The sequence below is a fragment of the Novosphingobium sp. LASN5T genome (assembly GCF_003856955.1).
Taxonomy (GTDB): domain Bacteria; phylum Pseudomonadota; class Alphaproteobacteria; order Sphingomonadales; family Sphingomonadaceae; genus Novosphingobium.
In genome coordinates this window covers 16,274-41,778 of sequence record NZ_RQSI01000029.1, presented here as the reverse complement: position 1 = coordinate 41,778, position 25,505 = coordinate 16,274, and the positions used below count along the sequence as shown (strand labels likewise).

General features: G+C 63.8%; 28 protein-coding genes. 7 read left to right on the top strand and 21 right to left on the bottom strand.

Features of this window, described 5'->3' with window-relative positions; translation table 11 throughout:
• Positions 1–462: a hypothetical protein gene (locus EH199_RS17060; protein WP_070156724.1), complete on the bottom strand. Its 462-nt coding sequence runs from the start codon at positions 460–462 to the stop codon at positions 1–3.
• Between the two features lie 77 nt (positions 463–539).
• Here EH199_RS17060 and EH199_RS17055 point away from each other — a divergent pair, with 77 nt between their 5' ends.
• The 3 genes from EH199_RS17055 to EH199_RS17045 all read left to right on the top strand — a co-directional run bounded on the left by EH199_RS17055 (position 540) and on the right by EH199_RS17045 (position 1,759).
• Positions 540–917, top strand: a complete 378-nt coding sequence (locus tag EH199_RS17055) for a type II toxin-antitoxin system RelE/ParE family toxin (protein ID WP_070156725.1) — start codon at positions 540–542, stop codon at positions 915–917.
• A gap of 1 nt (position 918) precedes the next feature.
• On the top strand, positions 919–1,242 hold the full coding sequence (locus EH199_RS17050) for a helix-turn-helix domain-containing protein (protein WP_070156726.1): 324 nt from the start codon (positions 919–921) through the stop codon (positions 1,240–1,242).
• 169 nt (positions 1,243–1,411) lie between these two features.
• Entirely contained in the window at positions 1,412–1,759 is a 348-nt protein-coding gene (locus EH199_RS17045) for a hypothetical protein (protein ID WP_190287315.1), read from the top strand.
• Here the strand turns inward: EH199_RS17045 and EH199_RS17040 are convergent.
• From EH199_RS17040 to EH199_RS16945, 20 genes are all read right to left on the bottom strand, one after another.
• Positions 1,756–5,520, bottom strand: coding sequence for a conjugal transfer protein TraG N-terminal domain-containing protein (locus EH199_RS17040; protein WP_070156728.1), 3,765 nt, complete (start codon positions 5,518–5,520; stop codon positions 1,756–1,758). The genes EH199_RS17045 and EH199_RS17040 overlap by 4 nt on opposite strands.
• Positions 5,521–5,531: 11 nt before the next feature.
• Positions 5,532–6,956, bottom strand: coding sequence for a conjugal transfer protein TraH (locus EH199_RS17035; protein WP_070156729.1), 1,425 nt, complete (start codon positions 6,954–6,956; stop codon positions 5,532–5,534).
• A gap of 53 nt (positions 6,957–7,009) precedes the next feature.
• A complete protein-coding gene (locus tag EH199_RS17030) occupies positions 7,010–7,585 on the bottom strand; it encodes a hypothetical protein (protein ID WP_124810438.1) in 576 nt (191 codons plus the stop codon).
• Complete coding sequence (locus EH199_RS17025) at positions 7,585–8,424, bottom strand: conjugal transfer protein TraF (RefSeq protein ID WP_070156742.1); 840 nt, start codon at positions 8,422–8,424, stop codon at positions 7,585–7,587. Before EH199_RS17025 ends, EH199_RS17030 begins: the two co-directional genes overlap by 1 nt.
• A gap of 50 nt (positions 8,425–8,474) precedes the next feature.
• Positions 8,475–9,080, bottom strand: coding sequence for a S26 family signal peptidase (locus tag EH199_RS17020; protein WP_070156731.1), 606 nt, complete (start codon positions 9,078–9,080; stop codon positions 8,475–8,477).
• Positions 9,052–9,933 carry a type-F conjugative transfer system pilin assembly protein TrbC gene (locus tag EH199_RS17015; RefSeq protein WP_124810437.1) on the bottom strand — a complete coding sequence of 294 codons (882 nt, stop codon included), beginning with the start codon at positions 9,931–9,933 and terminating at the stop codon, positions 9,052–9,054. The genes EH199_RS17020 and EH199_RS17015 overlap by 29 nt, the downstream gene beginning before the upstream one ends.
• Entirely contained in the window at positions 9,905–11,029 is a 1,125-nt protein-coding gene (traN, locus tag EH199_RS17010) for a conjugal transfer protein TraN (RefSeq protein ID WP_070157084.1), read from the bottom strand. The genes EH199_RS17015 and traN overlap by 29 nt, the downstream gene beginning before the upstream one ends.
• Positions 11,026–12,882: a hypothetical protein gene (locus EH199_RS17005; RefSeq protein ID WP_070157085.1), complete on the bottom strand. Its 1,857-nt coding sequence runs from the start codon at positions 12,880–12,882 to the stop codon at positions 11,026–11,028. The genes traN and EH199_RS17005 overlap by 4 nt, the downstream gene beginning before the upstream one ends.
• Before the next feature lie 251 nt (positions 12,883–13,133).
• A complete protein-coding gene (locus EH199_RS17000; RefSeq protein WP_070157086.1) occupies positions 13,134–14,150 on the bottom strand; it encodes a TraU family protein in 1,017 nt (338 codons plus the stop codon).
• A complete protein-coding gene (locus EH199_RS16995; protein WP_070157087.1) occupies positions 14,147–14,833 on the bottom strand; it encodes a conjugal transfer protein TraW in 687 nt (228 codons plus the stop codon). The genes EH199_RS17000 and EH199_RS16995 overlap by 4 nt, the downstream gene beginning before the upstream one ends.
• Positions 14,823–15,056: a hypothetical protein gene (locus tag EH199_RS16990; protein WP_124810436.1), complete on the bottom strand. Its 234-nt coding sequence runs from the start codon at positions 15,054–15,056 to the stop codon at positions 14,823–14,825. The genes EH199_RS16995 and EH199_RS16990 overlap by 11 nt, the downstream gene beginning before the upstream one ends.
• Positions 15,053–15,379 (bottom strand): hypothetical protein, encoded by a 327-nt coding sequence (locus EH199_RS16985; protein WP_070157089.1) that lies wholly within the window; start codon positions 15,377–15,379, stop codon positions 15,053–15,055. Before EH199_RS16985 ends, EH199_RS16990 begins: the two co-directional genes overlap by 4 nt.
• Positions 15,380–15,384: 5 nt before the next feature.
• Positions 15,385–17,883, bottom strand: a complete 2,499-nt coding sequence (locus tag EH199_RS16980; protein ID WP_124810435.1) for a TraC family protein — start codon at positions 17,881–17,883, stop codon at positions 15,385–15,387.
• Entirely contained in the window at positions 17,880–18,542 is a 663-nt protein-coding gene (locus EH199_RS16975) for a TraV family lipoprotein (protein ID WP_070157091.1), read from the bottom strand. Before EH199_RS16975 ends, EH199_RS16980 begins: the two co-directional genes overlap by 4 nt.
• A gap of 35 nt (positions 18,543–18,577) precedes the next feature.
• Positions 18,578–19,882, bottom strand: a complete 1,305-nt coding sequence (locus tag EH199_RS16970; RefSeq protein ID WP_070157092.1) for a TraB/VirB10 family protein — start codon at positions 19,880–19,882, stop codon at positions 18,578–18,580.
• Entirely contained in the window at positions 19,879–20,610 is a 732-nt protein-coding gene (locus EH199_RS16965) for a type-F conjugative transfer system secretin TraK (protein ID WP_199857378.1), read from the bottom strand. The genes EH199_RS16970 and EH199_RS16965 overlap by 4 nt, the downstream gene beginning before the upstream one ends.
• A gap of 46 nt (positions 20,611–20,656) precedes the next feature.
• Positions 20,657–21,292 carry a TraE/TraK family type IV conjugative transfer system protein gene (locus EH199_RS16960; RefSeq protein ID WP_070157094.1) on the bottom strand — a complete coding sequence of 212 codons (636 nt, stop codon included), beginning with the start codon at positions 21,290–21,292 and terminating at the stop codon, positions 20,657–20,659.
• A 5-nt stretch (positions 21,293–21,297) separates the two neighbouring features.
• Complete coding sequence (locus tag EH199_RS16955; RefSeq protein ID WP_070157095.1) at positions 21,298–21,564, bottom strand: type IV conjugative transfer system protein TraL; 267 nt, start codon at positions 21,562–21,564, stop codon at positions 21,298–21,300.
• A gap of 108 nt (positions 21,565–21,672) precedes the next feature.
• Positions 21,673–21,990: a hypothetical protein gene (locus tag EH199_RS16950; RefSeq protein ID WP_070157096.1), complete on the bottom strand. Its 318-nt coding sequence runs from the start codon at positions 21,988–21,990 to the stop codon at positions 21,673–21,675.
• 177 nt (positions 21,991–22,167) lie between these two features.
• Positions 22,168–22,932, bottom strand: a complete 765-nt coding sequence (locus EH199_RS16945) for a DsbC family protein (protein ID WP_070157097.1) — start codon at positions 22,930–22,932, stop codon at positions 22,168–22,170.
• 536 nt (positions 22,933–23,468) lie between these two features.
• Here EH199_RS16945 and EH199_RS16940 point away from each other — a divergent pair.
• From EH199_RS16940 to EH199_RS24450, 4 genes are all read left to right on the top strand, one after another.
• Entirely contained in the window at positions 23,469–24,008 is a 540-nt protein-coding gene (locus tag EH199_RS16940) for a hypothetical protein (RefSeq protein ID WP_070157098.1), read from the top strand.
• A gap of 111 nt (positions 24,009–24,119) precedes the next feature.
• Positions 24,120–24,539: a helix-turn-helix domain-containing protein gene (locus tag EH199_RS16935; RefSeq protein ID WP_070157099.1), complete on the top strand. Its 420-nt coding sequence runs from the start codon at positions 24,120–24,122 to the stop codon at positions 24,537–24,539.
• Between the two features lie 8 nt (positions 24,540–24,547).
• On the top strand, positions 24,548–25,153 hold the full coding sequence (locus EH199_RS16930; protein WP_190287314.1) for a GntR family transcriptional regulator: 606 nt from the start codon (positions 24,548–24,550) through the stop codon (positions 25,151–25,153).
• A gap of 186 nt (positions 25,154–25,339) precedes the next feature.
• Positions 25,340–25,480, top strand: a complete 141-nt coding sequence (locus tag EH199_RS24450) for a hypothetical protein (RefSeq protein WP_171905893.1) — start codon at positions 25,340–25,342, stop codon at positions 25,478–25,480.
• The last annotated feature ends 25 nt before the right edge of the window (positions 25,481–25,505 follow it).

Genomic DNA, 25,505 nt, shown 5'->3' with positions numbered 1-25,505 from the left:
TCAGACCGCCCAACTCGCGACAAGTGCGACGAGCTGACGCAAGGTTTCCTGATCCGGGCGACGCCCCAGGATCGCCAGCGGTGTTTCCTCGTGGGCGCTGAAGCCTTCAACCGGCGTCGTCAGGAGCATCAATTGCTCCCAGGGATGAGTGTCGCCGAAGGCCTCGAGCAATCGCTTGAGATTGGGAAGCGCCTCGCCATTGACGAGCTGGGCAGCCGGATATGGGATTTCAGCGCCATAGGGGACGCCGAGCATCTGCCGCCGCTGCCGTTGCTTCTTGATGGCGACCGCAGTCACGCCAAGCATCTCGGTAACATCAGTGCGATCAAACATCCTACTGGCGCGCTGAGCCATATCGTCGCGGAAGCGCGCGGTCTTCTCGCGCGCAGCCCTGATCGCCTCGAAATCAGCTGGCGATTCTGGCGCGACGTCGCCCGGAGCGATTGCAAGTGCCTGGCGCATCTGAACAAAGCAGACCGGCTATTGACGCTATACCCATTTAGGTATAAATGGGTGTTGTAAGATGATGTGGTCCGGGAATGAGTGAGTCAGACAAGGAAATAAGATGGCTGGGGAGCACGCTCAAGGATTTGTCGGCCATGCCCGACGAGGTGAAGCGGCCACTGGGTTACGGTCTCCGCTTGGCCCAGAAGGGGGAGCGTGCGCCGGATGCGAAGACGCTGAAAGGTTATGATGGAGCAGTTGAACTGATCGAGGACCATGATGGCGATTCCTATCGGGCGGTCTACACCACTAGAATCGATTCCGCTGTCTATGTGCTGCATTGCTTCCAGAAGAAGTCAACGAACGGGATCGCTATCCCGAAACACGACAAGACGACGATTGAGAGCAGATTGAAAGATGCCAGGCGGGACGCGGAAGATCAGCGTAGCGCGAGTAAGAGCAAAGGACATTGATATGGCTGTCGAACATGTAACTTCCGGCGGAGGCAACGTCTTTGCCGATCTCGGCTTGGCCGATGCCGATGATCTCAAGGTCAAATCCGACCTGGCGGCACTGATGCTCCGGTCCATCCATGAGCTCAAACTGAGCCAGACTGTCGCGAGCCGAATGATCGGCATTCCGCAGCCCAAGCTGTCGAAGATCCTGAACGGCAGGTTGGACGGCATCAGCGAAGCCTATATCGCGACGGCTCTCAGGAAGCTCGGGCATGATGTCGCCTATCAGGTCAGCCCTCGGCATGAGGGCGTCGGGCAGGCTCACGTCATCGAGCTGGTCTGATCTCCTTTCGGTCAGAACGGGCGTGCACATGCCACATGATTCTGTCGCCGATCAGCCTCCACCACTTACGCCTGCTACCGGGGGGCAAACGCTGCGCGCCCGACACTTTTTCTGGCGTCCATGGTACGCGAAGCTCTGGTGGGCGACCATTCCGGTCTGGTGGGGAGGGATGGCCCTCTCCACCCGCATCGACACGCTGGAAGCCTTCTATCGTGGGGGGATCGCGGGCTATCTCGACATCCTGTTCTTTCCGATGACTGCGGTCATGGTGCTGGGCGTCGGTTATGTTCGCGAACGCCTGGATAGTTTCATCGGGCAAGGCGATGGTGTGCCGCTGTCCGATGAGGAGGGTGACGCCGAGAGACAGCGTGTTTGGGAAGAGCATGAGCGGATGGTGGAGAGATCGCGCGCTTTCGCCGATCCATTCGACCCCCGATCTGGACCGCTCTGGATCGGCAACCCTTCGAACCCACTGAATCCAGACTACATTGATCCCCACACCGGAAGGCATCGTTAGCGCTTCTTGAATTTACTGTCTCCGTCGCCAGGACTGCCGGCGATGTCGGTCGAGAAACTGCCCTTCGAGAGGACTGAGTTCTGCTCGAGCGAGGTTAATGGGCCGGTGATATCAAAGGTGGCGCGTCCATTGTCCGCATCCTGAAGGTAGCGATTGCGCATGCCTTCGTTCCCAAGGACGCGGTTCGAAAGTTCGCGGGAGAAGGTTGCTGCCGGATCGCTGGAGCGCGCTGCGGCACGCTCAGCGGCAGCAATGGATTCCCGGACATCATAGTTCATAACGTCCATCGTGGATTGCGCGGTTTCGGTAGTGGATCCCTGATCCGTGCTTCGAAAACCTATATTACCACCAAACCGACCGGCTGTCGTTCTCCCTTTGCTAGTTGTCTGGGTAGGTCCTCGTTGCCGTCCTTTGCCAGACCGCGCGCTGTCGCTCGTGGTTTCACTATCGGAGGTAGATATCGTTCTCCCGATTTCGAGGCCGAAAGTGGTTCCCATTGTTGTCTGATCCGCGGCGGAACGGGAGAGAGTTCTCTGCCATCCTGTTTGCGCCATGATCGCCTGGACGTCGCGCTGGAGCGTGTCGGCGACCTGTGGCTTCAATCTCCATTCGCCTTTGCGGTCCATCTCGAATCCGCCGCGCAGCCAGTTGGCGAGCATAGCCTGCCCCTCGGCGCCACCGCCCATGAAATGCTCGATCGTGTCAGGCCCTGCCTGCTTGCCAGCCTCGAACCGGGTACTGGTGTCGCTGCGTGCCGAGCGGCTGAAATCCGTGCCGCTGGAAACCAGAAGATCATTGTGCGCGAAACTGAACCGTGCGTGCCCGCCATTGGCGATCGCGCCAAGCTGGCTCTCGTTGATAAGCCCGGCCTTCCACATCGCAGCAGCGGTCTCCGGGGTGAGATTGAGGCCGAGGTCACCATTCTGGTCCATGGCGATCTGGCGCTTCGTGAGGTTGATGCCGTTCTCGGCAAGGAGACCCTGCATACGGGTCAAGCGCTCCCGATCGACGATCGAGGTGATGCGCTCGTTGCGCGCGCGATCAGCGATGCCCCCGGCGCCGCCTTCGGCCATATCGACCTGGTTCCCCGCTGTGCGGCTCAGCGCCTGGATGAAGCTGTCGAGCCGTGCTGCCTCCCGCGTCGAGACGCCCGCCGCAGCTGCGCCCTCTGCGAACCCGAAATTTTCCGATTGGCGCCGCTGCTCGCCGATGCGCGCCGCGCTTCGCGTGCCCGTTGTTCCAACCTCTCGCTGCGCGTCAAGCTTGCCGGACCGTTCGGCGAAATCGTAGCCCGACGCCTCGCGCGTGCGTCCATAGATGCTGGTCCCTTCGCGGCCGGCCTCGGCCGTCGCGCCATCGGCTGTCCCGACCTGGACGGCCGCATTATAGCGTTCGAGCGCGGCCTCGATTTGCGCCTCATTGCGCCCCGTCGCGCGGGACAGTTGAGTTATGGCGGAACTGCGCGCTTCGCCCGACAGCGCATTGATGAAGCCGATCCGGCGCGAAGTTTCATCGACTGACAGGCCGAGCATCGCCGCCGCTTCGCGCTGGCCCTGATTGCTGCCGCTTCGCCAGCCCTGCTCGGTCGCGACATTGGCACGCTCGACGCCTGCAACATTGTCGCCGGCATAGTCGCGGCGTCCCTCCATCGCGCCGACCTGGACCTGCGCGGACGTGAGGTCGTTGCGCAGCATCTGCTCCTGATCATAAGTGTTGGCGATCAGCTTGGCGAATGTCGGATCAGCCTGGGCGTCGCCGATCACGCCTGATGCCTTGAGCTGGGCATCAGCCGGCGAATAACCGGCGCGTTCAAAATGCCGGGCCGCCCCCTGCATCATCATGCTGTAAGCGCGCTGGTCGCCGAAGGCGCGCCACTGGACGAGGTTCTGGCTGAAGGCCGCGAACGCCTTCTCGCCGGCCTCGTCCTGACCAAAATAGCTCGTGCCCAGACCCCTCAGGGCATCCTTCTCCGCGAACTGATGGATCGCTGTAGTGGCCGCATTGGCCTGGACGGCGCGCGCGACCCCGGGATCGGCAAGGTCCCGGCCACCCAGCGCGGGAGCGAGGCTCCCCATCTGGCGCGAGCCTTCGATGCCGCCGAGTGCGAACGCCGTTCCGCCCGGCGTGCCAGGACGCTCGCCAAGGATATGTCCCGCCTCGCCATAGCTTCGGTTCGCATTGAAGGTCGAACGCTCCCCAAAATCGCCAAAGCTCGAAGCGGCGGCCGCGCGGGTACGCGTTCCCATGGCTGAAGCCTGGGCCTCGAGCGCGGATGCCTGTCCCTCGGCGGTGCCCATCGGCGCGGCGGCGGCCGTGCCCTGGCTCGCTATCCCGAGCGACCCTGAGGTGAAGGAGGTGAACACATTGCCGCTGAAGCGGAAGACTGTGAAAACGAACGCGCCGGCGAGGCCAGCGGCGGCGGTCCGGAAGCTGCCGAAGATCGCCAGCGCCTTCATCGCCGCCGATGGCGCCAATAGCCAGGCATTGGCGGCGAGCGCGTTCGAGCGCAGTTCGGCGAGCGTCGCGGTCGCGCGCCCGAGGGTCAACTGATAGATCCCCGCGTCGATCACGCCCCAGAGCGCCACGAACACGAACATACCGAGGGCAAAGCTCGCCACGCGCAGGTTGATGGGCGTCAGGATGAACAGCAGCGCGATCGGGATCATGAACAACATGATGCCGAACACCGTGGCGCGGATCGTCGGCATCCATTCGTTCGCGACCGACATGGTGGCGAGACCATTGGAGATGACCGCCCGGTTGGCCATCACCCTGGCGGCGCTCGCCGGGGAATCCTCGAACAGGACGTCGCCTACGGTGTTGCCCAGCAGGATGTGGGTCAGAAAGGCTTGCGCGCTGAGCGGCCGGCCAAGCATCATCTGCCCCATCTCCCCAAGCTGCTGGCGGCAACGCGTCATCTGCTGTGCATTGCCAGTATCATAGCCCGTTCGGGTGCAGATCTGGTTGGTGTAGCTTTCGAACAGGACGGGATCGGACAGGCGATCGGAGATGTGCGTCCAGGCGTCGCTGCAGCTGACCGTCGTTCCACCCTTGTCGGATTGCGTGTAGACCGTGGAGAAGGTGGATGGCCCGGCCATCGCCGCGAACGAAGCAGGCAGATCGGTCGAGGTCCGGAACAGCTGGTCATCGTCCACGCCATAAGCCGCCGACACACGGGCGACCGGATAGCATTGGCGGACATAGTCCTTGATCGTCGCGTCGAGGAACACGTCGGTCATCGGACCGCGCGGCGAAACGGCGTTTAGGAAAAGGTCGAAGCTGTGCCCGCCGGCACCGAACTCGATCTTCGCATTGGGGTCCAGCGTGTTGTCGTCGATCGTCTCGACCATCGCGCGTTCCATCATGTTGGTCGCTCCGGCGACGAGTACGAGGAGGTTGGGGACGCCGCCGACAGGCTGATAGGCATTGCGCACGCGGTCATAGACATGGACCGTCCCGGTCGTGGCGATGAGGCCGACAAACAGGCCGATACCGATCAGGATCTGGAAGCCGAAGGCGACTAGGCCCATGCCGGTCCCGCGCACGCTGGCGATGATTGCACCGAGACCGATGCCGACCGTCGCGACGATCATCACCAGCGTCTCGTAGCGCGGATCGCTGAAGATCATCGAGACTAGGCGAAAGGCATCGACCGTCTCGGCGAAGCCGTCATAGGTGTGGAAGCTCGTATCGACCGCCAGGGCGGGCGTGGCGAGAAGCAGGGCGGGAAGGGCGGCAAAGAGCCTCGCAAGCCGGCGCATGATGGTGTGTCCTATTGATTGCGGGCAGCGGCGCCGGCGGCATCGCGCGCGTCGCGGTCGCGCTCCCGCAGGAGTCCGGCATAATTGGTGGAGAGGTTGGCCTGATTGAGAGCTGCCATGTAGCTTTGGCGCATCTGCGCGCGTTGGCGCAGCACTTCGTCTCTCAGGTCACGCAGCTGCTCGATCCCCTTGGACAGGATGCGCGTCTGACAGACATTCTTGTTGTTGCCGTCTGCCGATCCCGCGACGGTCGCGCCGCGCTCGGCATTGGTCACGGTGAAATCGATCGTGCGGGTCAGGTCATTGAGCATCTGGTAGGCGAGGGTGAGCGCGACCAGTTCGTCGGTATCTGCAATCACGGAATCGACGACGCCCTGGCGCACGCCCCATTCGAGCATCCGGTAGACCGGCAGCGTTCGGACGTTGGCGACGAACTGTCGTTCCTCGGCCGAGAGCGCCGCCCGCGTGCGGATCTTGGTGGCGATCGACTGCATGCGCTCGCGGGCGAGCACGAGGGCACCCCGTCCCGAGCCGTCCTGTGCGCAATCCGCACCCGTCGGCGGGAAATTGAGCGTCCTGCGTTGGACCCGGCCGGTCAGGAAGTCCTGCGCGCTTTCCGTATCCTGCGCGGGACATTGGGGAATGGCTGTGAACAGCGGTACCCGGTCGCCATCGTCCCAGCGCATATAGACGTCACCGACCCGGGCCCGCATGACGCTTGCCCAGTCGCCAGCGCCGACGCGCGAGGCGGCATGGGACAACAGCGAGCCGGTACGGAAGATGTCGGTCACCTCCGCTGGGCAGTTGGCGAGCGCGTCCTTCAGATCCTCGGTGGGGTTGTTGTTGTTCGCCTCGATCTTCTCGCGGCTCTGCTGATAGCTCTTGGCGAAGCCCTGCTTGACCGAGCGATAGCCGGTCATCTCCTCGATGATACCCGACATGTTGTCGTCGCCCTTGGCTATCTGCACCATGCGATTGGCGAGCCGGCAATCATTGACCTGGATCGAGTTCAGGAAATTGGTCGCTGCTTCCATCTTCGAGATGATGTTGCCCATCTTCTCGTCCAGCGTTTCGAGCAGATACTGGAACGCCACCGCAGGCGCGGCCTGCAGAATGCTCTCGAGCTTCTGGACCAGATAGTCGGGATCAAGGAATGACATGCCGCCCAGGAACATGTCGATACCGCCGCAGCCGGCTTTCACCTTTGGCAGGCTGACGGACATGAGATAATCATTATGGACGTCGACACGGCCCGACATGCCGCCGGCCGTCACATAGCCGCGCGTCTGGTCCTCGAACGAACCGGGAGAGGTATAGGTGACATTGTCGAACCAGCTTTCCGCCCAGCTCTGCGCATGGGCAGGCGCGGTCGAGACGAATGTGGCAAGGACAAGCGCGATCAGCGCGCGCGCAGCGGTGCGATACCGACCGAACATGGCGGACTCCGGACAATCTGGGTTGGGGGCGGAAGGACTGAGGCCGCCATTGCTCAGTGCCTTCCGTTGCGGGTCGCCGGCAGCCCCACGATGCCGGTGAATTTGGACATGGCGCGGACGCCGACCGCGGGTCTCACGCCCGTCAGCATCTTTGCGGCAAGATAGAGATTGCGCGCGAGGTTGGGCGCGTGGTCGGTGCCAATCGCCACCGGCACGACGCGGATGTCGTCCGCGATCGGCCGCACCCAGGCGACCGGATGTCCGACCCAGGGGAGACCAAGGCGCCCCGACCGGATCATCGCCTCCTGGGCGCCAATCGTGCGAACCTGCCAGCCATAGCGCGTGCCGAGGGCCGTCAGCTTGCTCCAGAGATCGCCGCAGGGCACGCATCCGGGCGCCGTGGTCATCTCGATCACGAACGCGGCCCCGTGGCCGCGCAGCGTCGCGGTGAAATCGTCCGGGAAGTCGCGCGTTACGGGCACTCGTGACAGCCATGCCTGCATCGTCTTTGCATCGCCAACCGGATGGATCGCGGCCCGCATCGCGTCATCGGGCGTCACGGTCTGTGCGGACGCAGACTCCATGCCGATCACCAGGCCTGGGATGCCGAGGAGGATGAGCGCGCGCATCACGGCTTCTGTCCGGTCGAGGCGTCGACAAGATCGCCGCCGAGTGCGCGGGGGTCGGTGGCGGAGACCGGGCCGTTGCCGAGCGCGTCGAAGAAGCCGGCATCCTCGCCCGGACCCGTCATGAACTGTTCGGGCCGGATATCGCCGCGCAGCAGGCGCACCGCCTGATACGCCATCTGCGCGAGATTGGGATAAGCCTCCACGCCGGACGCAATGACCATGCGCTGCTGGCTTCCACGGCGAATGATCATCGTCGTGGGCGTGATCTCTACCCCGAACCGCTGGCTGACATCCGGCCGCTTGTCGACATCCATGAGCGTGACCTGCCAGCCCATCTCTTCCTGGAAACGCTGGATGATCGGCCACTGGACGCGGCAATAGCCGCAGGTCGAACGCGAGAACATGACGAGCGCGAACTCGCCCGCATGGGCGCGCAGGTAGGACCGACGGATGGCGTCCTTCTGCGCGCCAAGCTCCGAGCGGGCATCGCCGACCATGGGGTTTGCGGACTTCGAGTTGAGCTCGGGATGTTGCAGCATTGCGATCTGCGTCACGCCGGCGAACGCGCGCGCCTTGCGCCGCGCGAAGTCCTGAAGCCGCCAAAAATCGGCGACGGCATCGACCGTCAGCACGGTCGCGGCATAATCGCGCTGCTCTTCGATGAGCTTGCGGATCTTCGGCGGGGTCCAGGTAGCCAGTTCCGCCATCGGTGGTATGACGGGTTTGACCAATCCGTCCGGCTCGGCTCTTTCCTCAGGCTTTGGCCGGGGCGCTTCATACCACCAATAGCCTTGGCGCTGTCCTTGAGCCTGCCCTTCTGTCTGGGCGTTCGCCGGCATCGAGGCAAGAACGATAGATGTCGCTGCCGCGACGATCAGCCGCCGCGCGCTCACAGGATGCGCTCCATCCTGGTAAGGTTTGCGATCGGCAGCAGCCCGAAATAGCGGCTGTCGAACCCGCGCGGGTGCGTCGAGCCGACATAGGCCATCCCGGCGGGGATGAGGCCGCTCCACTTCATATGGTCAAGCTTCAGCCCGTTATGGGCTTGGGGCAGGCTGACGCCGAGCAACTGGCCGTTGCAATAATAATGGCCGTCCCAGCCGTTTTGGGTCAGCGGTGAGGGCGTTTCGAACATGGTGAGCCGATCACCGGGGAGGCACAGCGCATGCTTGGTAACGGAGACTGGCTTCGGCCCGGCGATCGGGTGATGCAGGGTGAACATCACATAGTCGCCGCGCAGGATCGGCCCCGGGCTCTTGCGCACGGCAAAGGCCTCGATCGACGGGGTCATGACCAGGGTCACTTGCGGCATCACCAGCGCTGCGCAGAGGGCGAGCGGCAACACGACCAGCATCGCGCGCCATAGGCGGTCGGGGCGCGCAGGCTGATCCGGGCCGGGAGCGCCGAGCGCGACCGCGGCCTTGCGGGGAAGACGCCGCAGGCGTGGCCATAAGCCGGCCGTCCACCTAGCGAGCAACCAGAAGAGCCTGAGCATGGCTGACCTCCTCTTTTCCGCCGAGGCGGGCATATTCTTCGAGCATTCCGGAAAGAGCGCTGTCGCCGAACACGACATGGCTGGCGCGGGGACTGTCGTCGTCGCGCTCGCAATAGGCCTGGGTCGGATCGCCCGGGATCATCGCGAGTGCGGGGACCTGGGCGATGCCATGTTGGCGAAACACGATCGGATCGATGATCAGCTGCACATCGCGCATCACGCAGTTCGGACCTTCGCAGCCGGGATCGAGCCTGAGGATCTGCGCGGTCAGCTTCGCCATCGGGCCCATTTTCCGGAGCCCCCCGGGTACGCCGCGGAACGCCATGACGCCGTGAACCTTCGCCAACTGAGCGGCGTAGTTGCGCAGTGTCGAGATCGGCATGGAGGAAGACACGAACAGGACCGGCACCCAGCCCCTGGCGGCAACGGCCGGCGCGGCCTTGGCGAGCGCCTGTTCCTCGGCGGGCTCGAGCCCCAGCGCCTGACGGAGCGCTTTGGCCTGTCGCTCTCGCTCGGCGGCAAGGCTCGCCTCGCCGCGCGCCTGGGCGGCGCGAGCGCGTGCTTCCATCTCCGGCATAGGCGTCCGGCCTCGCAGGCCTTCGAATGCGCGCCGACGGACAGCCGGATCGTCAGTCGGCGGCAGCCTCGGGTCAGGCGTGTGTCCCGCAGCCTCCTTCTCTCGCGTGACGATGCCCTCGAGCCGATCCATGGCTTTTTGGCCCTGCTCGGCGGTGGATCCCCTGGCATCGCCGCGAGGGGCAACGGGCGTGGCATCCTGTGCCAGCGCGGCGGTTGCGGCGCCTGCAGCCACGAGGAGAGCGGCGTTACGGATTGATGGCTTTGAGATACGCATTGACGCGCTCCCCCATGTCTATCTGGATGTCGGATTGGGCGCGGGCCTCGATGTCCGCATAATATTCGGAGAGATCGATCTTGCTGAAATCTAGCGCCTGGAACTCCTCAGGCGTGAACCCACGGCACATCGGCTTCTTGGCCGTGCCCCAAAGATTGCCGTTGAAGGCCTTAAGCTGGGGACGGCCCTGTTCCTGGATGATGCGGCCGAGCTTTGTGTTGAAGCAGCAATGGCCGCGCGCCTTCTGGAGGCAGATCCCCAGGAAGCTGGACGTACAGTAGCTACCGATTTCGTGACACATGCCCGACGACCGCAGCATGGCGGTTTCCATATCCTGCTGATCACAGCCGGAGAAAAGGAACTCGATCATGAAATTGATCGCGAGGCTGACCGCGAGCGAGGTTGGGTCGAGCCCAACGATCAGCGCGTTCGCACCGGCGCTGGCCGCCTGGCTCGCGGTCGCGCCCGCCTTGAAGGCGACATAGGCCGCCTTCATGCCCGTGAACACGCCTTTGGCGACGGCGATCTTGGTGCCGATCGAACCAATCGACGAGCCCATGCCGTCCTTGACGATCTTGCCCTTGTCCTTGCAGCAATTGGAAAAGGTGGTCGAAAGCCCGGCCGGGCGGCAGCGCACGCCACGCCCGGAGAAAATCTCGATCTGGCCCATACAATTGCCGTCGGCATCGATGCCCCCATTGGGCTGGCTGCCCGGATCGTCCATCGGCGGTTCGTTGACGATCGGGTTGGTCGCGAGGTCCGCGCACTGATTGGGCGAGCAAGCCGGCGGGCCGCCTGTGCTTTTCACCATGCAGGCAAATTGCGGTCCGGCCGGGCAGCTATATTGTCCGGCGGCGTCGGCCACGCAGTCGACCTGCTGGATCGGGCAGAGCCACGCGCCGCTTGTCGTGGCGAGGCAGCTAGCCTGCTCGCCTTCGTCGGCAGCATCGCCATTATTGTTGAGATCGGCGGCGCAGATCTGCTGCGCACTGGCGGCGCTCGGGAAGGCGATGCTCGCGCCCAGGCAAAGCGCTATCGCGAGCGCAGCTCCGCGCGGATCGAGGGGCCGGCTTCTCTTGCTGGGCAGGCCGATCATTGCACGCTCCCCGTGCAGACGAGGTCGGCGCCGGCGAGGCGGACGGTCTGCATCATCACGACCGCCTCGGGAAAGTCGTCAAGGCATCCACAGGCGGAGACCACTTCCTCACCCGGACCTGCGGGGCACTGATTGTCGGACGTGCAGGCGTGGAAGAAGGTGTCGTAGCCGGTTGGCACATTCTGTTTGGCGCCGACGACTCCATCCGGCGCAGCCGCGTTGTTTGCTTTGGGCGCGCGCGTCTTGCAGACGGCCTCGCAGGCCGGAACGGAACCCCTGTCTGGCAGGCTGAAGGCGCGGGTCGAGGTCGCGAAACTGCCATCGCTCTGCCGGGCGCGGTCGGCGAGCATCGTCTCGGTCGAATGGTCGATGATATAGGTGCCGCGGCTCGTATCGGGTTTGGCGATGTCATCGACCGAACAGCGATAGGTGCGGTCTTTCAGAAAGAAGTCGCGGGTGAGATCGGTCGGGCAGGCGGGGCCGCCCAGGATACGGGTCTGGGGCAGGGGCTTCAGGCCCGTCGCGACGCCGTTGATCCAGGTCTGGACGCCATCGACCAATTCGCTGTCGAGTTTGCATTGCGGATCGGCGGCGATCGTCCCGCATCCGTCGACCAGCTGCTCCAGCGTCTTGCAGCTATTGTCGACATCGACATGGACCTGCGCGAAACCCTCGCCGCCTTCCGCGACCGCGACGCGCAACCAGATCTCGTGATCGCCGGCGGTGAGCCAGGGCTTCAGGTCGAGATTGGGATAGGCATAGAAGGTCTTCTTGAGCTCGCATTTGGAGGGCGGGAGGCCAAGGGTGGTCCAGGCGGAAGGGCCCGAACCGACAAGCTGCCCGTCGATGCGTACCTGCGCCCAGTCATCGGCGAAGAACTGTGTGAGGCGTGCATCGACGATCCGGTCCGGCTCGCTCACATGCAGTGTCATCCGGAAATCGATGAGCGTGCAGCTCCCGCCAGCCAGACTGTTGTCCGCCGGGGACCCCATCAGGAAATCGAAGGACGATCCGTTCTGGATCGTCGAATAGCCGCCGGCGGTCCGGCTGATAATGTCCTCCGCGCCGGGCTTGAGCACGGTCGCCCGCCGCTCGATCGTGCAATGCCGATATTGCAGGGATGTGCCGGTGCCGATCGCCGAACCCTTGAGCGCCTGGAACACGCTATTGCCGGTCGAGGCGGCATAAGCGTCGGAGGCGATGGTCGCGGGATTGGACCGGTAGGCGGTCTGGGGCAAAGCGGGGTTGGACGAGCATGCGGTCGATTGCGCGCCCACATATCGGATCGCCGGACCATCGATCACGGCTTCGGCGACGCCATAGCGTGGGTCAGCGGTCGTGAGTGCGCCGATCATCCCGCCGCCCAGATCGCGCAGGACCGAGGGCATATTGCCCCAGGCAAGATTGGCGCCGCAGCTATTGTTGATGCAGTAGCAGCCGGCGAGCTTGGGCATATCGACCGCCGTCAGCTTGAGCGCGTTGGCTGCGTCCACGTCCCAGCGGAAGAAGCTGCACCCGTTCCAGCTGCCCGGCTGGCAGGAGACCACACCATTGGCGCAGATGCCCGACACGGGGACGGGAAGCTTTGACGTGCTGTCGACCGTACCGTCGAGATCGGTGTCGCGCGCGATCGTGACCGAGCCCAGGTCGCCGGTCCCCGAGGGTTGGACCAGCACCTCCAGCATCGTCGCGGTTTTCTGGCAGGCGATGTTGGGCGCGAAGGTGCGGCTGTTGTCGACCGTGGAGATCGACTGACCCGCAAGCCCCGGCGTCACATAATTCTGCTGGAGCGCCTCGCTGTCGCTGGTCTTTGTACGCGACGCTTGCGCTGCGGTGCGCGCACGGTCTTCCATCGTTTGTGCCGAGGCGGATGTGGCGAAGGGAATGGCCAGCGCGACCGCGACGACGGAGCAGGCGGAGAGGATACGCCTTTTCTGCCGACGGGACATTGCGGCCGCGCTGGCCGGGGGTGGAGCGACGCCGCCAGGGGGGCTTGGCGGCGCCGCTCCTGTCCCGCACGGCAGCCCTCGGCCGTAGGGGCCTTGGCGAACAGACCTCCGGAATGGATGGCTGGCGCGTGCGGGAACGGGGGAAAATGATCGGCTCATGGCACCGGTATCCCGGCGCAGCAGATCACCTTTTCGAAGAGCATGAACTGGGCATTGTCCTTGCCAGGCGCATGCTTGGCCGAGGACCAGAGCGATCCCGGACGGCCGATATTGACGCACTTGCCGCCCTTCACGGGCTCCATGATCTGGAGCTTGTAGCGGCTCTTGGTCCACACTGGCTGCGGCACGAACGAGCAGCCATCGGCCGAACTGATCGTGAGCGCGCCGAGACGGCCCATCATGAACACACCGCGCGCGGCAAGCCCCGCCCATGCCTCGACGCTGTCGTCGAAATGGATGTCGCCGGCGATCGGATAGGTCGCGCCCCAGCTCCCCATGCACCAAAACAGCGGGTCGATGACCTTCCCGGCCGCCGCCGCCGCGCTGTCGCCCATGCAGGCAAGCCCGGCGGCGGGATTGCCGAACAGGATGCCCTCGGGCTGGATGATCGCGCCCAGCGTCCCCGACTGCCAGGTGGGCAGCACCTCGGTCATCATGGCCACGTCGAAGCCGTCATTCTCGAGGCAGGGCAGGTCTGTGAACATGTCAAGCATCGCCCAGACCGGCGAGATGTAATAATGCATTTGCGCGAACATCTTGCGGGTGTTGGTGCCGTCCGAGATCGACGACTGGCTGCCCTGGAGCTTGCCGCCGGTCGGCAGGAGATCGGCGCCCAGAGCCATCATGCAGCCGGGTTCGGTCACGACATCGACCATCCGGTTCGGCGACCAGTAGGAGACCTTGACGCCGAACCAGAACTGGATGCCCTTGCGGCAGGCACAGAGCGGCTTGGACGCGGACTGCGCGTCGAGCGCCTTGTCGAGCTTGTCGAAGCTTCCGACCCGAATGCCTCCGACCGTGATCGGAAAGATGCAGGTCCAGCGCACCTTGGTGATGGGGTTGAAGACGGTGCCCGCCTCGCATTTGGAGGCGCGCGCCGGGCTCGGCCAGGCCAGCGTCATCGCAAGCCCGATGAGGAGGCCAGTGACGAAGATGGGGAGGCGCCCAATCATCGCGTCGCTCCTTTCGCCGCGACCACGGTCACCCGGCTCTTCGGACCATATTCGGTGAGCATGAGCCGCGTGCCCGACTGCTCGACGATGACCGGCGCCACCGTCAGTCCGAACCTCTGCTTGACCCGTTCCTCCAGGATGTAGATCGGACGCCCGGTCTTTTCAGAGAGGTCGATCGCGTCGCCATTCTGTGACCCAAGCGCCGAGAGCAGGATGAAATCGCTGGCCCGGGCATTGCGCAGCGCCCAGCCCAGGTCGCGGGGGTGCACGACGACGAGGCGCTGTGGCAGCGTCACATAGGTCAGCGGATTGAAGGTAAAGCCCTTGGGGTAGAGCGTCTTCCCGTCCGGCAGCGTGATATCGAATTCGAGAGTGTAGAAGGGCACGACGCTGCGCACCCGATCGGCGCCCGCTACTCCCAGCGGAGCAGCCTTAAGCGCGGTCCACTTGTCACGCGGGCCAAAGGCTGTGCTCATATCGCCCGGCAGCGTCGCGACCTTGCCCTCGATCTCGGCAAGCGCATCCGGCTCCGCGATTGGCCAGGTGCGCCCGATGGTGCTGCGTGTGCCGCCCGCCACCGGCCCGGTGAGCGCCAGCGCACTGGCTGCGGCCAGGGCGTTGCAGGCGAGAAAGGCAACAAGGATCGGGCCAGGGCGAAGCCGGCGGAGCAGGTTATCGGCCATGACGCTGTCTCCAATGTCCTTCAGGCGGCTCGGGGATGCCGATCAGGGCGGCGACGAAGGCTGAGACGGCAATTGGCGTGAGGATCCAGATCAGCATGCCGGACTCACGGTCGAGCGATGGCGACATCAGCAGCAGCGCGCTCTGGATCTGCATCAGCAGGAAGCCGCTGACCGTTAGACGGATCGCCGCCTGCGAGGGCGTGGAAGAGGTAAGCCCATTCATTTGCCGCGTCTCCGGCGAAGGCGGCTCATCAGCTTAGCGGTGCCGGCCGACAGACTGAGCAACAGCAGGCCCGTCGCCATGCAGGACGCCGCGACGAGCAGCGAGGCGCGAAGCACCATCATGGTCGGTTGCTTGAGAAGGAGCCCGGCCACCAGCACCAGCAGGCCCATCATCACGGTCTCGATCATCACGAGCCGGAAGCGCCACTGAAAGGACTCCGCCTCGAACCGCTCGGCGAGCCGCTGCTCGACGATCAGCTCGATGGCCTCATTGTCGGACCAGTTGAGCGGCAGCTGGTCGGGGTGCGGGGTATAGCGGGCCATGACGGTCAGCCCTCCACCAGGCCGGGCACGGTCGGCGCGCCCAGGATTTCGGATGGATCGACGCCGGCCAGGCGGCAGACCGCCTCGAGTGGCGACAGCCCCTGGCGCATCAACGCCTCGAACGCCGCCACTTCGTCGGGCGCGCTCGTGTTGATCCAGTAGGAGAAGGGATCGACCACGAGCCGGGCGATGCCGAGCCCGAGCGGCGAGTCGATGAACACCTCGGAATAATTGGGCTTCGAGTTGCGAACCGACTTTAAAAGGTCGAGGACGAAGCCCGAATAATCGAGGATCTTGTTGTCGACGGCCCGGTCGTAGGTCGAGCCCTGCAACAGGAAGCGGGTCGCGGCATTTTCGAGGATGACCTGGCCCGTTCCGCCAAACAGCGTGAGGTCGTTCATCGACTGGAGCACGATACCGAACGAGCCCCGATATTTGCGCGCGCGGCGATAGCCCTGGCCGAACGCCTCGGCGAGGCGCGAGAGATCCTGCCCGTCGGTGCGCGTCATGAATTGCGCGGCCTCGTCGCACAGCACAAATCGCGGACGGTCGCGGGCGGAGAGATAGAGTTCCTGCGTGACCGCGTTCACCACCACCATGACGATGACGTTGAACAAGTCGGGCATCGACTTCAGGCGCTCGAGTTCCAGCACGACGAATTCATCGTTGCGGATGTCGAGCGTCGAGGGGCCGTTGAAATAATGGCCATAGGCGCCGCCCGACCCGAAATCGCGCAAGTTGAAGGCGAGCTCACGCGCGACGGGGACGAGGTGATCGACGCTGTCGAGCGCGGTCTCCACTTGCGAGGGATAAGTACCGAGCCACTCGCGCACCGCGTCGATGCCATGGTCGGCGCGACCCGTGTCGATCGTCCACTGGACGGCCGACTTCAGCAGATTCCATTCCGATGTCGTGACGCCCTTGCGGGTGGCCGCATTCGCCATCTCGGCGACGATCGCCACAGCCATGGTGATGGCCGACTGCTTGTCGTCGCCGTCGAGCGCCAATCCCATATCGAAGGGGTTGAGGACGAGATGCTCTTCGCCAATGTCGATGTACCGGCCCGAACAGAGGGTACAGAGCTTGCGGTAGCTGCCGCCGATATCGATGATGCGGATCAGCGCGCCGCAGGCGAAATATTGCTGGCACAGATTGTTGAGCAGGAAGCTCTTGCCGGCCCCACTCTCGGCCGAGACGATGAAGTTATAATTGTTGATGCGCGGATCGAAGAGGTCGAGCGTGACGAGCTGGCCCTTGCGCCCTGTGTAGAGCAGGGCCGGTCGCCCGCCGCCGCGGAAATCCGTCTGGATCGGCGCCATCAGCACCGCAGTCTTGACCGGCATACGAAAGTCACGCTCGAGCAGGCGTAGCGTCGTTCGGTCAGGGTAAAGCCCGAAAGGCAGGCTCATCACCAGTAGCGTCGGGTTGAGATAGCTCTCCTCCTGCATCGAGAAGGGCAAGGGTTCGCCCTCCCACAGCCGCTTGGCGCGCGCGGCGAGATCGCGGGCATGGGCGCGGTCCCTGCCGAACACCCAAATCGTGGGAATGACGCGGACGAACTTGCTGTTGCCCGCCTCGTCAAGGATCCAGCCGATCTCCTCGATCTGCTTGCCGACCTCGACCGCGAAGCTTCCGGCTGCCTTCTGCGCCGACAGAATTTGCGCGCGCTTATGAATCTCGAACTGCGAATGATCGAACAGGATGTTGAGCGTGTAGAGAAACGGTCCGCCGATCTGGTCACTGTCCTCGGACGCCCCGCGCATCCCGCCCATGAAGCGGTTGGCCCGTTCGGCGGTGATCCGCCGCGCCGGCGCCTTGGGGGTCAGGCAGCGCGCGACCTGATTGCCGAGGAACACCTCCGCGCCCTCGAACACGAGATCGGGTCCCGCATCGATGATCTGTTTCGCGATCGGCGGCGCGCCGACGGTGGTGCCATCGGCAAACACGCCTGGCGCCGGGTTCGCGACGCCGTTGAAGACTCGACGATAGAAGGCGACCATGTCCTCGGGCGGCAATCTGCGGATGCCGAGTTTCGACAATTGCTCCTCGACCTGTCGGCGCAGATCCTCGCCGAGCGGGCGCCTTGTCTTGATCGACAGCAATGTCCGGAAGTTGCGGACCGGGATGCCGTGCAGCGCTTTGAGGCCATGACGTCCCTCGCTCAGATAGGCGCGGGTATGGCGCGCGGATGCCTGAATGAGCGGATCGTCGCGGATCTTGAGGTCAAGAAACGCATCCAGCGCGCCGTCGATCAGCGGGTCCGCGAAGGTGTGCAGCTGCAGGACCGTGCCGTCGGGGAAATGGATATTGAGCAAGCCCTGCAGCGCGCCCTGGACATGGGCGAACATATAGGCGGTCGGCACCAGCTCCCAGGCATGACCCCAGGTGTCGTCGATGCACAGGAATGCTTCCGTATCCTCATCCCATGCGACGAGCGGGAGATGATCTGAAAAGCTGTCGCGCCGGACGGCACTGCGCAACCGCTTATAGCTAAGCGCGCTCATGGCTTCGGCTCCGGTGCGGGCGGGGCGTTCGTTTGGGAGACAGGCGCCGGGGCAGAAGGAGCGATGACGGACTCCTGAGCCGGTGCAGGCTCGCCGTCCGGCGCGTTGGTATCGCGGACCTGGCCGAGGATCGGCGCCTGGGATGCGCGGTCGGGCGAGGCGATGAGGGCGCCGCCTACCACCCAGACAGGCTTGTCGGTCACCGAATAGACATAGCGCGGCATATAGAGACGGTCGGGGCGCTGGCGATCTGCATAGGGCAGGATCAGCGTGCGCACCGTGCGCGCCGGCTTCAGCATCGGCGTGACGGGCGCCTCGATCAGACCCTTGAGTTCGCGATAGACGCTGTCGCGGTAGCTGCCATAGGCAGTGCCGGCAGCCTCGGCCTGTGACCGCATGCCCGCTCGGTCCGCATCCTGGCCGCGCAGCATGGCGCGGTCGTTGGTGACTTTGGGGTCGGACTTCGACGCGACGCCGGCCACAGCGTCGGCATAGGCGCGGTCAGGATGGATGCACTGACCGTGATCGCTGTTCTTGCAGTCGAACTTCTCCGAATAGGGCGACATCATCGAGCCGACCGTGGCGCAGCCGCCTAGGGCAACCAGCAGGCTGAGCGAGAGCAGCGAGCGATGAAGAGACTGATGGGCCAGCAGATGCATGGCGGAGACTCCTATGGACTGGGGCGCGGGGAGCATCAGAATTTGCTCCCGACCGATGGCTTGATCTCGAGGGCGAGGCCCTCCTGGATGACGACCACGACGTCCTTCGCCGCGCCGACTTCGACGACGGGGCCGGCCTGGCGGGCCAGATCGAGATAGAAGTCGGTGAGCTTGTCCGACGATTTGGACAGCCCTCCGGCAATGCCGGTCTTCACGGCGTCGCCGGCATCGAGGCTCCGCACGCTGCCCAGCGCTGACGTCGACAGGCTGCCGAACGATCCTTCGACGCTCTGTGAGATGCCGGCGATCGTGCCGGCGATGAACGAGCGGGCGAGCGTCGCGCCGGCACGGGTCACGACCTTGCCGGACAGGCCCTTCTTGCCGTCGGCATCGACGAAGAAACCCTTGATCGCCTGATCGACGACTGCATGACTCTCAAAGTCCACGCAGGAGATCGAAACCAGCTGGATCTCGACCCGCTCCTTGGCGAGGCTGCCGGTCGCATTGCCGATGACGAAGCAGCCGGCGAGATTGGCCTTCACCTCGTTCGGAAGCACGGCGGGCGCCTGGACCCGGGCGATGATCGGCTCGGGGTTACTGGTCGCGTCCCGGCTCGCCAGCGCGTCGATGCCGGTCAGCAGCCGCGCCTTCATGAAACCAGGTGGCAAATAGATCGTCCGCTTCCCTTTTTTTGATGCAGCCCCGCCGCTCGCGCCTCCCTCCGCTCCTTGCGCGGCGGTCGCCGCGCCGATCGCGCCGATCTGGCGCTCGGTAGGCGGAGCAGGCGGTGCCGGGGGCGCGGCAGGCGGGGTCGGCGGTGCTGGAATTTCGTCCGCCGCGCCCTTTGCCTCGCGAGGTACGGGCGGATAGGCGGGCGCCTCGCCGGGGATCGCGGGCGGGAGATCACCGCCATCGCCTGCTGCTGGCGTGTGAGCGCCAGCGCTGCCACCGGGAACGACCTTGCCCTCCTCGATCGCGGTGACCCGGTCGCCGAGCAAGCTCTGTCCGTCGAGGATCTTCTGGAGGTCGCCGCGCAGTTTCACCTCGAGGCTATCGCCGCGAAGCCCTGCGCCCATATCAAGATTGCTGGCCTGGGGCGCCTTGGGCGCTTCCTTCTTTCCGCTAGAGCTGGCGGTGTAGAGGCCGAGGCCGAGCAGCGCGATCGTCGAGACCACGCCCAACTGCTTGGTGCGCAGCTTCTGATCCGAGGTAAGTTTCGACCACTGCGCCCTCAGATCGAGCAACGCGGGGCGGGGCGACGTATCGTTGAGGCTTTCGTCGCCACCGGCACGGGGCGTCGCGGCCGGAGACGTCTGCGGAGTGTCCTCTGGCGTCGTCATGGCTGAACGCTCCTGCGAACGACGATCAGCCGCGCAGTCTCACCTGGACCCAGCGTGAGGCGATCGATCGTGATGGCGAAGATGTCGGCTCCGAGCGCGGTATCGAGAAAGTCGCGCTCATCGAGCGTGGTGGTAGCAACAGCGCGGACGAGATATTCGCTGACCGACAGGCCCGCACCCTCAACCTCGAGGCGGCGTCGTTCCGACAGCGAGGCGGTCGGAAGATCAGCGAGGATCAGCCGGTCGCGCGAGGGCGCCACTTCGGAGAAGGAGGCCGGTACCCGGTCCTGCAGGATCGCCAGCGCAATCCCGACCGCCCGTTCCTCTTCGACCAGCGGTCCCAGGAGCGCGTCATTGGCGCGGGCGCGCTGCGCGCCGCCGGGAACCAGCGTCACCGTTTGTGCCGGAATATCGGCCGGTTCGGCATAGAGCGGGTAGATCGCGCCGTTGCACGAGACGAAGAATTCGGAAGGGGTCGTCACATAGGTGCGCGTCTTGGCCCCCATATCGTCGGTCTCGAGCACGAGGAACTTGACCCAGGCGTCCGAACCGCCGCGCTCGACGGCGAGGCCCTTTTCGGCCGAAAATTTGACGTCCTCGATTTCGCCGCCCACGCAGACGATATGATTGACGTCACGGTTGGACAGCCGGATGCGGCTTGTCTGGTCGGGCAAAGCCGCGATCGACTGGGCGAGGGCGGGCGAAGCGGCAGGGATTGTCGCGGCCAAGATCAAAAAGGCGGGTGCCCCGGCAAGGCGGACACGCCTCGCCCGATTACCGGATATCGGCATTGAAATTCTCCTCCTGCAGGGCGGTCAGCCAGAAACGGCCATTCTCGAGCGCGTAGCGAATGCGCAGATTGCCCCGGAACTTGCGGATCACGCCGCCGATCACGCGGACTTTCTCGACGGGGACAAGGATCTCGCTGCCCGTCCAGGTGACGGGCTGGTCGCCCCGGATATAGGTTGCGATCGAGAGCGTCGGATTGTTGCCGAGCTCATCGAGCAGCCGGTTCAGGCTGTCGCGCAGGCCATTATAGGCGCTGGGATGCGCGATCCGCAGCAGCTCGTGGAACTGCCGGTCAGCCGAATAGGCGGAATAGGTGCCGGCAAGGCCGACGATGTTGAAGGTGATCGCCCGGAGATAGGCCTCGGAGGGCTTGTTGCCCGTCACATAGAGGTCGCCGTCCGCGCCGAACGGGACGATCACCGTTCGTGTGTTCTGGTTCGAGGTGTAGATGACCGTGCCCAGGACCGCGGTGATGCCGAAGAGGCCGGCGATCGCGACCTTGAGAAGTCGATTTTCCTCGAAGAGGTTGGCCGATCCCTGCAGGTAGCGGTGCAGGTGCCAGCTCGGCCGCGTATCGCCGATCATATCGGCCTGGGGCTTGCGCCTGAAGGGAAAAGCCATCTCGCTTACTCGAAAAAGCGGGTCTGGGTCGGACCCGGATAGTTGCGGAAGCGGGCGAGGCCCCAGCGCCAGGCCAGGTGCGGGATGAACCCGCGCGGCTTGGTCCGCTTCCAGGGGATGAAGAGGAGAAGGGCGCCGATGAGAGCCCAGCCGATGATCCCGCCGACGATGACCGCGACGAAGATCGTGGACATCACGACGATGAACTCCTGACTGTCGAACCAGAGGATCTGGAGCGGCCGATGCAGGAACTGTGGCAGACGTTCGTCCACGCCCTTCTCCCTTGCTTCACCACGCCGCTGGGCGTGGGTTCCGGAAGGCGACCATCGCCTTCCGTCTCGTGAGGGCGGCCGGCCCGCCCGGCGCGCCCGGTCCTGGTCTCAGATCAACATGCCGAAGGTCTGGAGGATCGAATCCGCCTTGATGAGGCAGACCGCCGCCACGATCGTCGGGATGCCGATCATGATGTTCGAGAAGAGCCGCGAGACACCGAACAGGAAGGCGGCAACGCCGCCCACGAAGCCGAGCGGACCCTTTACACCCTGGTTCACGACGATGTCGTAGATGTCGTAACCGAGGTCGCCTGCGGCAGGGGCCTGGAACGCGTAAGCGACGCTCGTACCAGCGATCGCGGCCAGGAGGAAAAGGACCGCCGCGTCGATCGTGCGGAACGTCCTTCCCCGAAGCATAGTCAACATATGCAGTCTCCTTGTGCGTGGGGCCGTCCAGGACATGCTTGCCGGTACCGATCGGTGGTCGTGTCCGGCCGGCGGCAGTGCTGGACGGCCCCTGGAGGCGCGCTCCCGCCGGCATCTCGGTCCCGGCGGCGCGTTGAACGCGCACGCGAGGTCCGCCAAAATCGTCAACTGTCGCCGTCAGGGGCTGGGCTTGGGTTTGGGGCTCTCGGCGTCGAGAAAGGCCTCGAGCTCTGCTTGCTGGAACCCCGACACGAGCTTCCCATCGACGAAAAGCGTCGGCGTGCCCGACACGCCCATCTTGCGGACCGTGTCCGCGTCGCGTGAAACCTTCTCGGCACCTGCCCGGCATTTGAGCAGCGATGCGGGCTGCGCGCCGGCATAGACCGCCTTGAAGGTCGCCTGGGGGTCAGGCGAGCACAGGATGTGCTCGGCCTTGGCCGCCGCTTGCGGGTGGATGCCGCTCACGAAATAGACGAGGCGCTGGACCGGCTTGCCTTCGGCCTCCTTCGCCAGCCAGAAGCGCTCGAGCGCCTGGCAATAGGGACAGTCGGGATCGGTGAACTCAATCACCTTAGGGGCGCCTGCGGGGCCCACGACCAGCGCATCGGCAGGATTGATGGCGCCGACGCGCTTCCTGGCGCTGGTGTCCTGCGCCAACGCTGTCAGATTGACGCCATTCTTGTCGTAGATCGCTGCGAAGAGGAGATGCTGGCTCTCCGGCGCGAAATAGATGACTCGTCCACCCGCAACGGCCTGATATATTGGGCCTTTGACAGGCGCCGAACCAAAGTCCTCGAAGGTCAGGTTGGTGAAGGTCTGGCGCAATTGACGCTGAGCTTCTGCGGCCGCGGCCGTGAGGGGCTCGGCACCGCTATCCTGAGCGTAGGCGGGTGCCGTTGCACAGAGCAGGGCAGCCGAGATCAGCTTAGCGCTGCGGAACATGGTTGGGCTCCGGACGAACGAGGGAGGTGCACGCGAAAAGTCGGCTGTCGAGCGTTAGCGCGCTGCCGATCTTGATTGCGGCAGGGGCGACAGGCGGCAAAGAGCGTGCGGTCTTTTCGCGGATGGAAAAGCCAAGGTCGCTTTGAACGACGGCGAGCTGGGGGCCGCGAGTGCAAGGGTAAGCCTCCGCATCGGGCCGATAGGTTTGAGCGCTGGCCGGTACAGCGCTTGCGCAGAGCAGCAGGGCTGCCGCAAGCGCCGGTAATGGGCATGGGAAGTCCATGGCACATGTCTCCTCGTGGCGCCGCGAGGCGCTCGGGTTCGGGGTTTGGTTAGGCCGGGTGGATGGCCGGGACTTGAGTCCGCAGTGGCCACCGATCCGGTGCGTCCCAGGGCATGACGATCAGGTATCGCCGCTGCAATAGGGAGGGCACTGAAGTGCCGAAGCGGTGAAACAAAGCATCGGAACGACGAAAGTGAGGAGTTGATCTCGCGATGCGTTGAAAAGATCAAATTTGGAAAGAAGCGGCACTATAATGCCGTTTCTGCTTCCATTCGTCGTGAAAATGCTCCCGTTCGGCTCGCCGGCGCGGGACAATGCAACAGCTAAGGCAGGAGAAGGAGTGATGGCTCGAGCTAGACGCAGTTTCAAACTCCGGCTTTCGCCGGCAGGGCTCGACGTTCTTATCGACTCGCATTGCCACCTGATTCGCGTTACCCGGTCCCTGATTGCGTGGGGAACGACCCTTCATGTTGCGGTCGAACATCTCAGCACCTTGTCAACCACCGAAATCGTCGACCAAATGCAGCTCCAGGAGCTTGATTGTCTAGGTGGCGCCGAAGAGCACCATGTCGGAGCGTCCAATCGGCTCTGGGATATCGCCACAAGCATTACCGAACGGGTACAGAAGACATCGCCCGAGGGTCGCCAACCCAATCTCGGTACAATTTATCTCCTGGCGCTGATGCAGATCCCCAAGGCAGGTAAATCAGACCTGATAAACGCCTTCGATCGCGCATTGCAGTCTGGAGCGCGAACACCGGCAAGTCGGGAGGTTGATGATCTTGCCGGATAAATAGCGACAAAGTGGCCGAGGTTGTGTCTTGACGGTGGTGGTAAGTACACCTTAGCTTTCAATTTAACGAATTGCCTTGGCGGGCGGTATCTCCCGTAAGGAGACGCGGACATGTCGCATGATTTAGCGACTTCCGTTGCCGAATGTCCAATCCTGTACGTCAAAGTGCAGTCCGGGCGGCAAATTGAAGAGGCACGGAAGAGACTTCGCCTGACGCAACGCGATCTGGCGAGAGAACTTGGCATGGGTGTACGCTGGCTTCGCGAGATCGAGGCCGGCAATCCCCGCTCGCGGCTCGACGACCATCTGCTCTGCGCCTACAGGCTCGGACTATCGACGGGTCATATCCTGATACCGCTGCTTTTTGCGGGCCAACGGATGTGCTTTCCGCGACAGCTCGCGATGGGCGACCTCAGCGATCTTGAGCGGATGTGTATCGAGATGATCGCGCAGCGGAACCTTGATCATCTCACGCGCGCCCTCACCCCGGCCTGGCAGGTGGCGGCAATTCCTGCGGGTGCTGGATTATGATGTCAGCGATGGATCCGCCGCTTCAGGAAATGCTCTACAGATCATTGAAAGAAGATTACGCTGCGGGCGTATTTTCCCCAGGGCGCCGGCTCGATGTGCAAGAGATTGCAGACCGATATCGCGCAAGCAAAACGCCTGCGCGGGAAGCCCTCTGTCGGTTGATGGGCGAGGGATTGATAGAGCCGCACCCCGACGGTGGTCTTCGATTACCTATGTATAGTGGTGAAAGGTTGGCCCACCTATATGCGTGGAACATGAGCCTTCTCATGGGTCTGGTTCACGAAGTCAGACTATCAGCGTTGAAACGAGCAATTGAAGAGGCGACCCCGCAGAATCTGCAACGGACGCCCGTAGCAATCTCGCACGCGGTGGGTTCGCTATTTCTTTCCCTTGCATCGGCGACGGGCAATGAGTTTGCGGTCTTGTCTGTCAGCAACCTGAATGAACGGCTCCATTATGTCCGAATCGGCGAAATTCAAGATCTCCGCGACGCCGCGAAAGAGGTCAGAATTTTGACAAATATTTCGGTGACGGATCTCCAAAAGAGCATGCGGCGCAGGCTTGAGGCTTATCATATGCGGAGAATTGACCGGCAGAAGTCCGCTTTCAGATGAGCGGAAGACCGTCAGCCTGTCTAAAATCTTCGTGTAATCAGCATCTTGGACAATTTGTCGTGCTTTGGAAAGGGAATCGTGTGGATTTCCAGCCATCTTGTCGGGGTATATTTCGGGAGATCGCTCAGAGATCAATTTATCCTCCTTTGGCCACAAATCAGTGCGGCAATTGAAGAGGAATGAACCATGCAACGGAAGAACGACAAGCGTGACGTGAAGCGCCTCGATCTCGGCGGGGTCATGCAGCAGACCAAGGGCGGCGCCATGTCGGTCAACGACAACCAGAACGGGCTTCGTCCGATCTTCGGCGGTCTCTCCGCCGACTGACCAGGATGCCTCGGAACGTCCGTTG

Bases quoted from the DNA above. Each gene is read 5' to 3' on its own strand.
- EH199_RS17060 (WP_070156724.1), bottom strand. From the start codon at position 462: ATGCGCCAGGCACTTGCAATCGCTCCGGGCGACGTCGCGCCAGAATCG.
- EH199_RS17055 (WP_070156725.1), top strand. From the start codon at position 540: ATGAGTGAGTCAGACAAGGAAATAAGATGGCTGGGGAGCACGCTCAAG.
- EH199_RS17050 (WP_070156726.1), top strand. From the start codon at position 919: ATGGCTGTCGAACATGTAACTTCCGGCGGAGGCAACGTCTTTGCCGAT.
- EH199_RS17045 (WP_190287315.1), top strand. From the start codon at position 1,412: ATGGCCCTCTCCACCCGCATCGACACGCTGGAAGCCTTCTATCGTGGG.
- EH199_RS17040 (WP_070156728.1), bottom strand. From the start codon at position 5,520: ATGCGCCGGCTTGCGAGGCTCTTTGCCGCCCTTCCCGCCCTGCTTCTC.
- EH199_RS17035 (WP_070156729.1), bottom strand. From the start codon at position 6,956: ATGTTCGGTCGGTATCGCACCGCTGCGCGCGCGCTGATCGCGCTTGTC.
- EH199_RS17030 (WP_124810438.1), bottom strand. From the start codon at position 7,585: ATGCGCGCGCTCATCCTCCTCGGCATCCCAGGCCTGGTGATCGGCATG.
- EH199_RS17025 (WP_070156742.1), bottom strand. From the start codon at position 8,424: ATGCCGGCGAACGCCCAGACAGAAGGGCAGGCTCAAGGACAGCGCCAA.
- EH199_RS17020 (WP_070156731.1), bottom strand. From the start codon at position 9,080: ATGCTCAGGCTCTTCTGGTTGCTCGCTAGGTGGACGGCCGGCTTATGG.
- EH199_RS17015 (WP_124810437.1), bottom strand. From the start codon at position 9,933: ATGCGTATCTCAAAGCCATCAATCCGTAACGCCGCTCTCCTCGTGGCT.
- traN (WP_070157084.1), bottom strand. From the start codon at position 11,029: ATGATCGGCCTGCCCAGCAAGAGAAGCCGGCCCCTCGATCCGCGCGGA.
- EH199_RS17005 (WP_070157085.1), bottom strand. From the start codon at position 12,882: ATGGAAGACCGTGCGCGCACCGCAGCGCAAGCGTCGCGTACAAAGACC.
- EH199_RS17000 (WP_070157086.1), bottom strand. From the start codon at position 14,150: ATGATTGGGCGCCTCCCCATCTTCGTCACTGGCCTCCTCATCGGGCTT.
- EH199_RS16995 (WP_070157087.1), bottom strand. From the start codon at position 14,833: ATGGCCGATAACCTGCTCCGCCGGCTTCGCCCTGGCCCGATCCTTGTT.
- EH199_RS16990 (WP_124810436.1), bottom strand. From the start codon at position 15,056: ATGAATGGGCTTACCTCTTCCACGCCCTCGCAGGCGGCGATCCGTCTA.
- EH199_RS16985 (WP_070157089.1), bottom strand. From the start codon at position 15,379: ATGGCCCGCTATACCCCGCACCCCGACCAGCTGCCGCTCAACTGGTCC.
- EH199_RS16980 (WP_124810435.1), bottom strand. From the start codon at position 17,883: ATGAGCGCGCTTAGCTATAAGCGGTTGCGCAGTGCCGTCCGGCGCGAC.
- EH199_RS16975 (WP_070157091.1), bottom strand. From the start codon at position 18,542: ATGCATCTGCTGGCCCATCAGTCTCTTCATCGCTCGCTGCTCTCGCTC.
- EH199_RS16970 (WP_070157092.1), bottom strand. From the start codon at position 19,882: ATGACGACGCCAGAGGACACTCCGCAGACGTCTCCGGCCGCGACGCCC.
- EH199_RS16960 (WP_070157094.1), bottom strand. From the start codon at position 21,292: ATGGCTTTTCCCTTCAGGCGCAAGCCCCAGGCCGATATGATCGGCGAT.
- EH199_RS16950 (WP_070157096.1), bottom strand. From the start codon at position 21,990: ATGTTGACTATGCTTCGGGGAAGGACGTTCCGCACGATCGACGCGGCG.
- EH199_RS16945 (WP_070157097.1), bottom strand. From the start codon at position 22,932: ATGTTCCGCAGCGCTAAGCTGATCTCGGCTGCCCTGCTCTGTGCAACG.
- EH199_RS16940 (WP_070157098.1), top strand. From the start codon at position 23,469: ATGCCGTTTCTGCTTCCATTCGTCGTGAAAATGCTCCCGTTCGGCTCG.
- EH199_RS16935 (WP_070157099.1), top strand. From the start codon at position 24,120: ATGTCGCATGATTTAGCGACTTCCGTTGCCGAATGTCCAATCCTGTAC.
- EH199_RS16930 (WP_190287314.1), top strand. From the start codon at position 24,548: ATGGATCCGCCGCTTCAGGAAATGCTCTACAGATCATTGAAAGAAGAT.
- EH199_RS24450 (WP_171905893.1), top strand. From the start codon at position 25,340: ATGCAACGGAAGAACGACAAGCGTGACGTGAAGCGCCTCGATCTCGGC.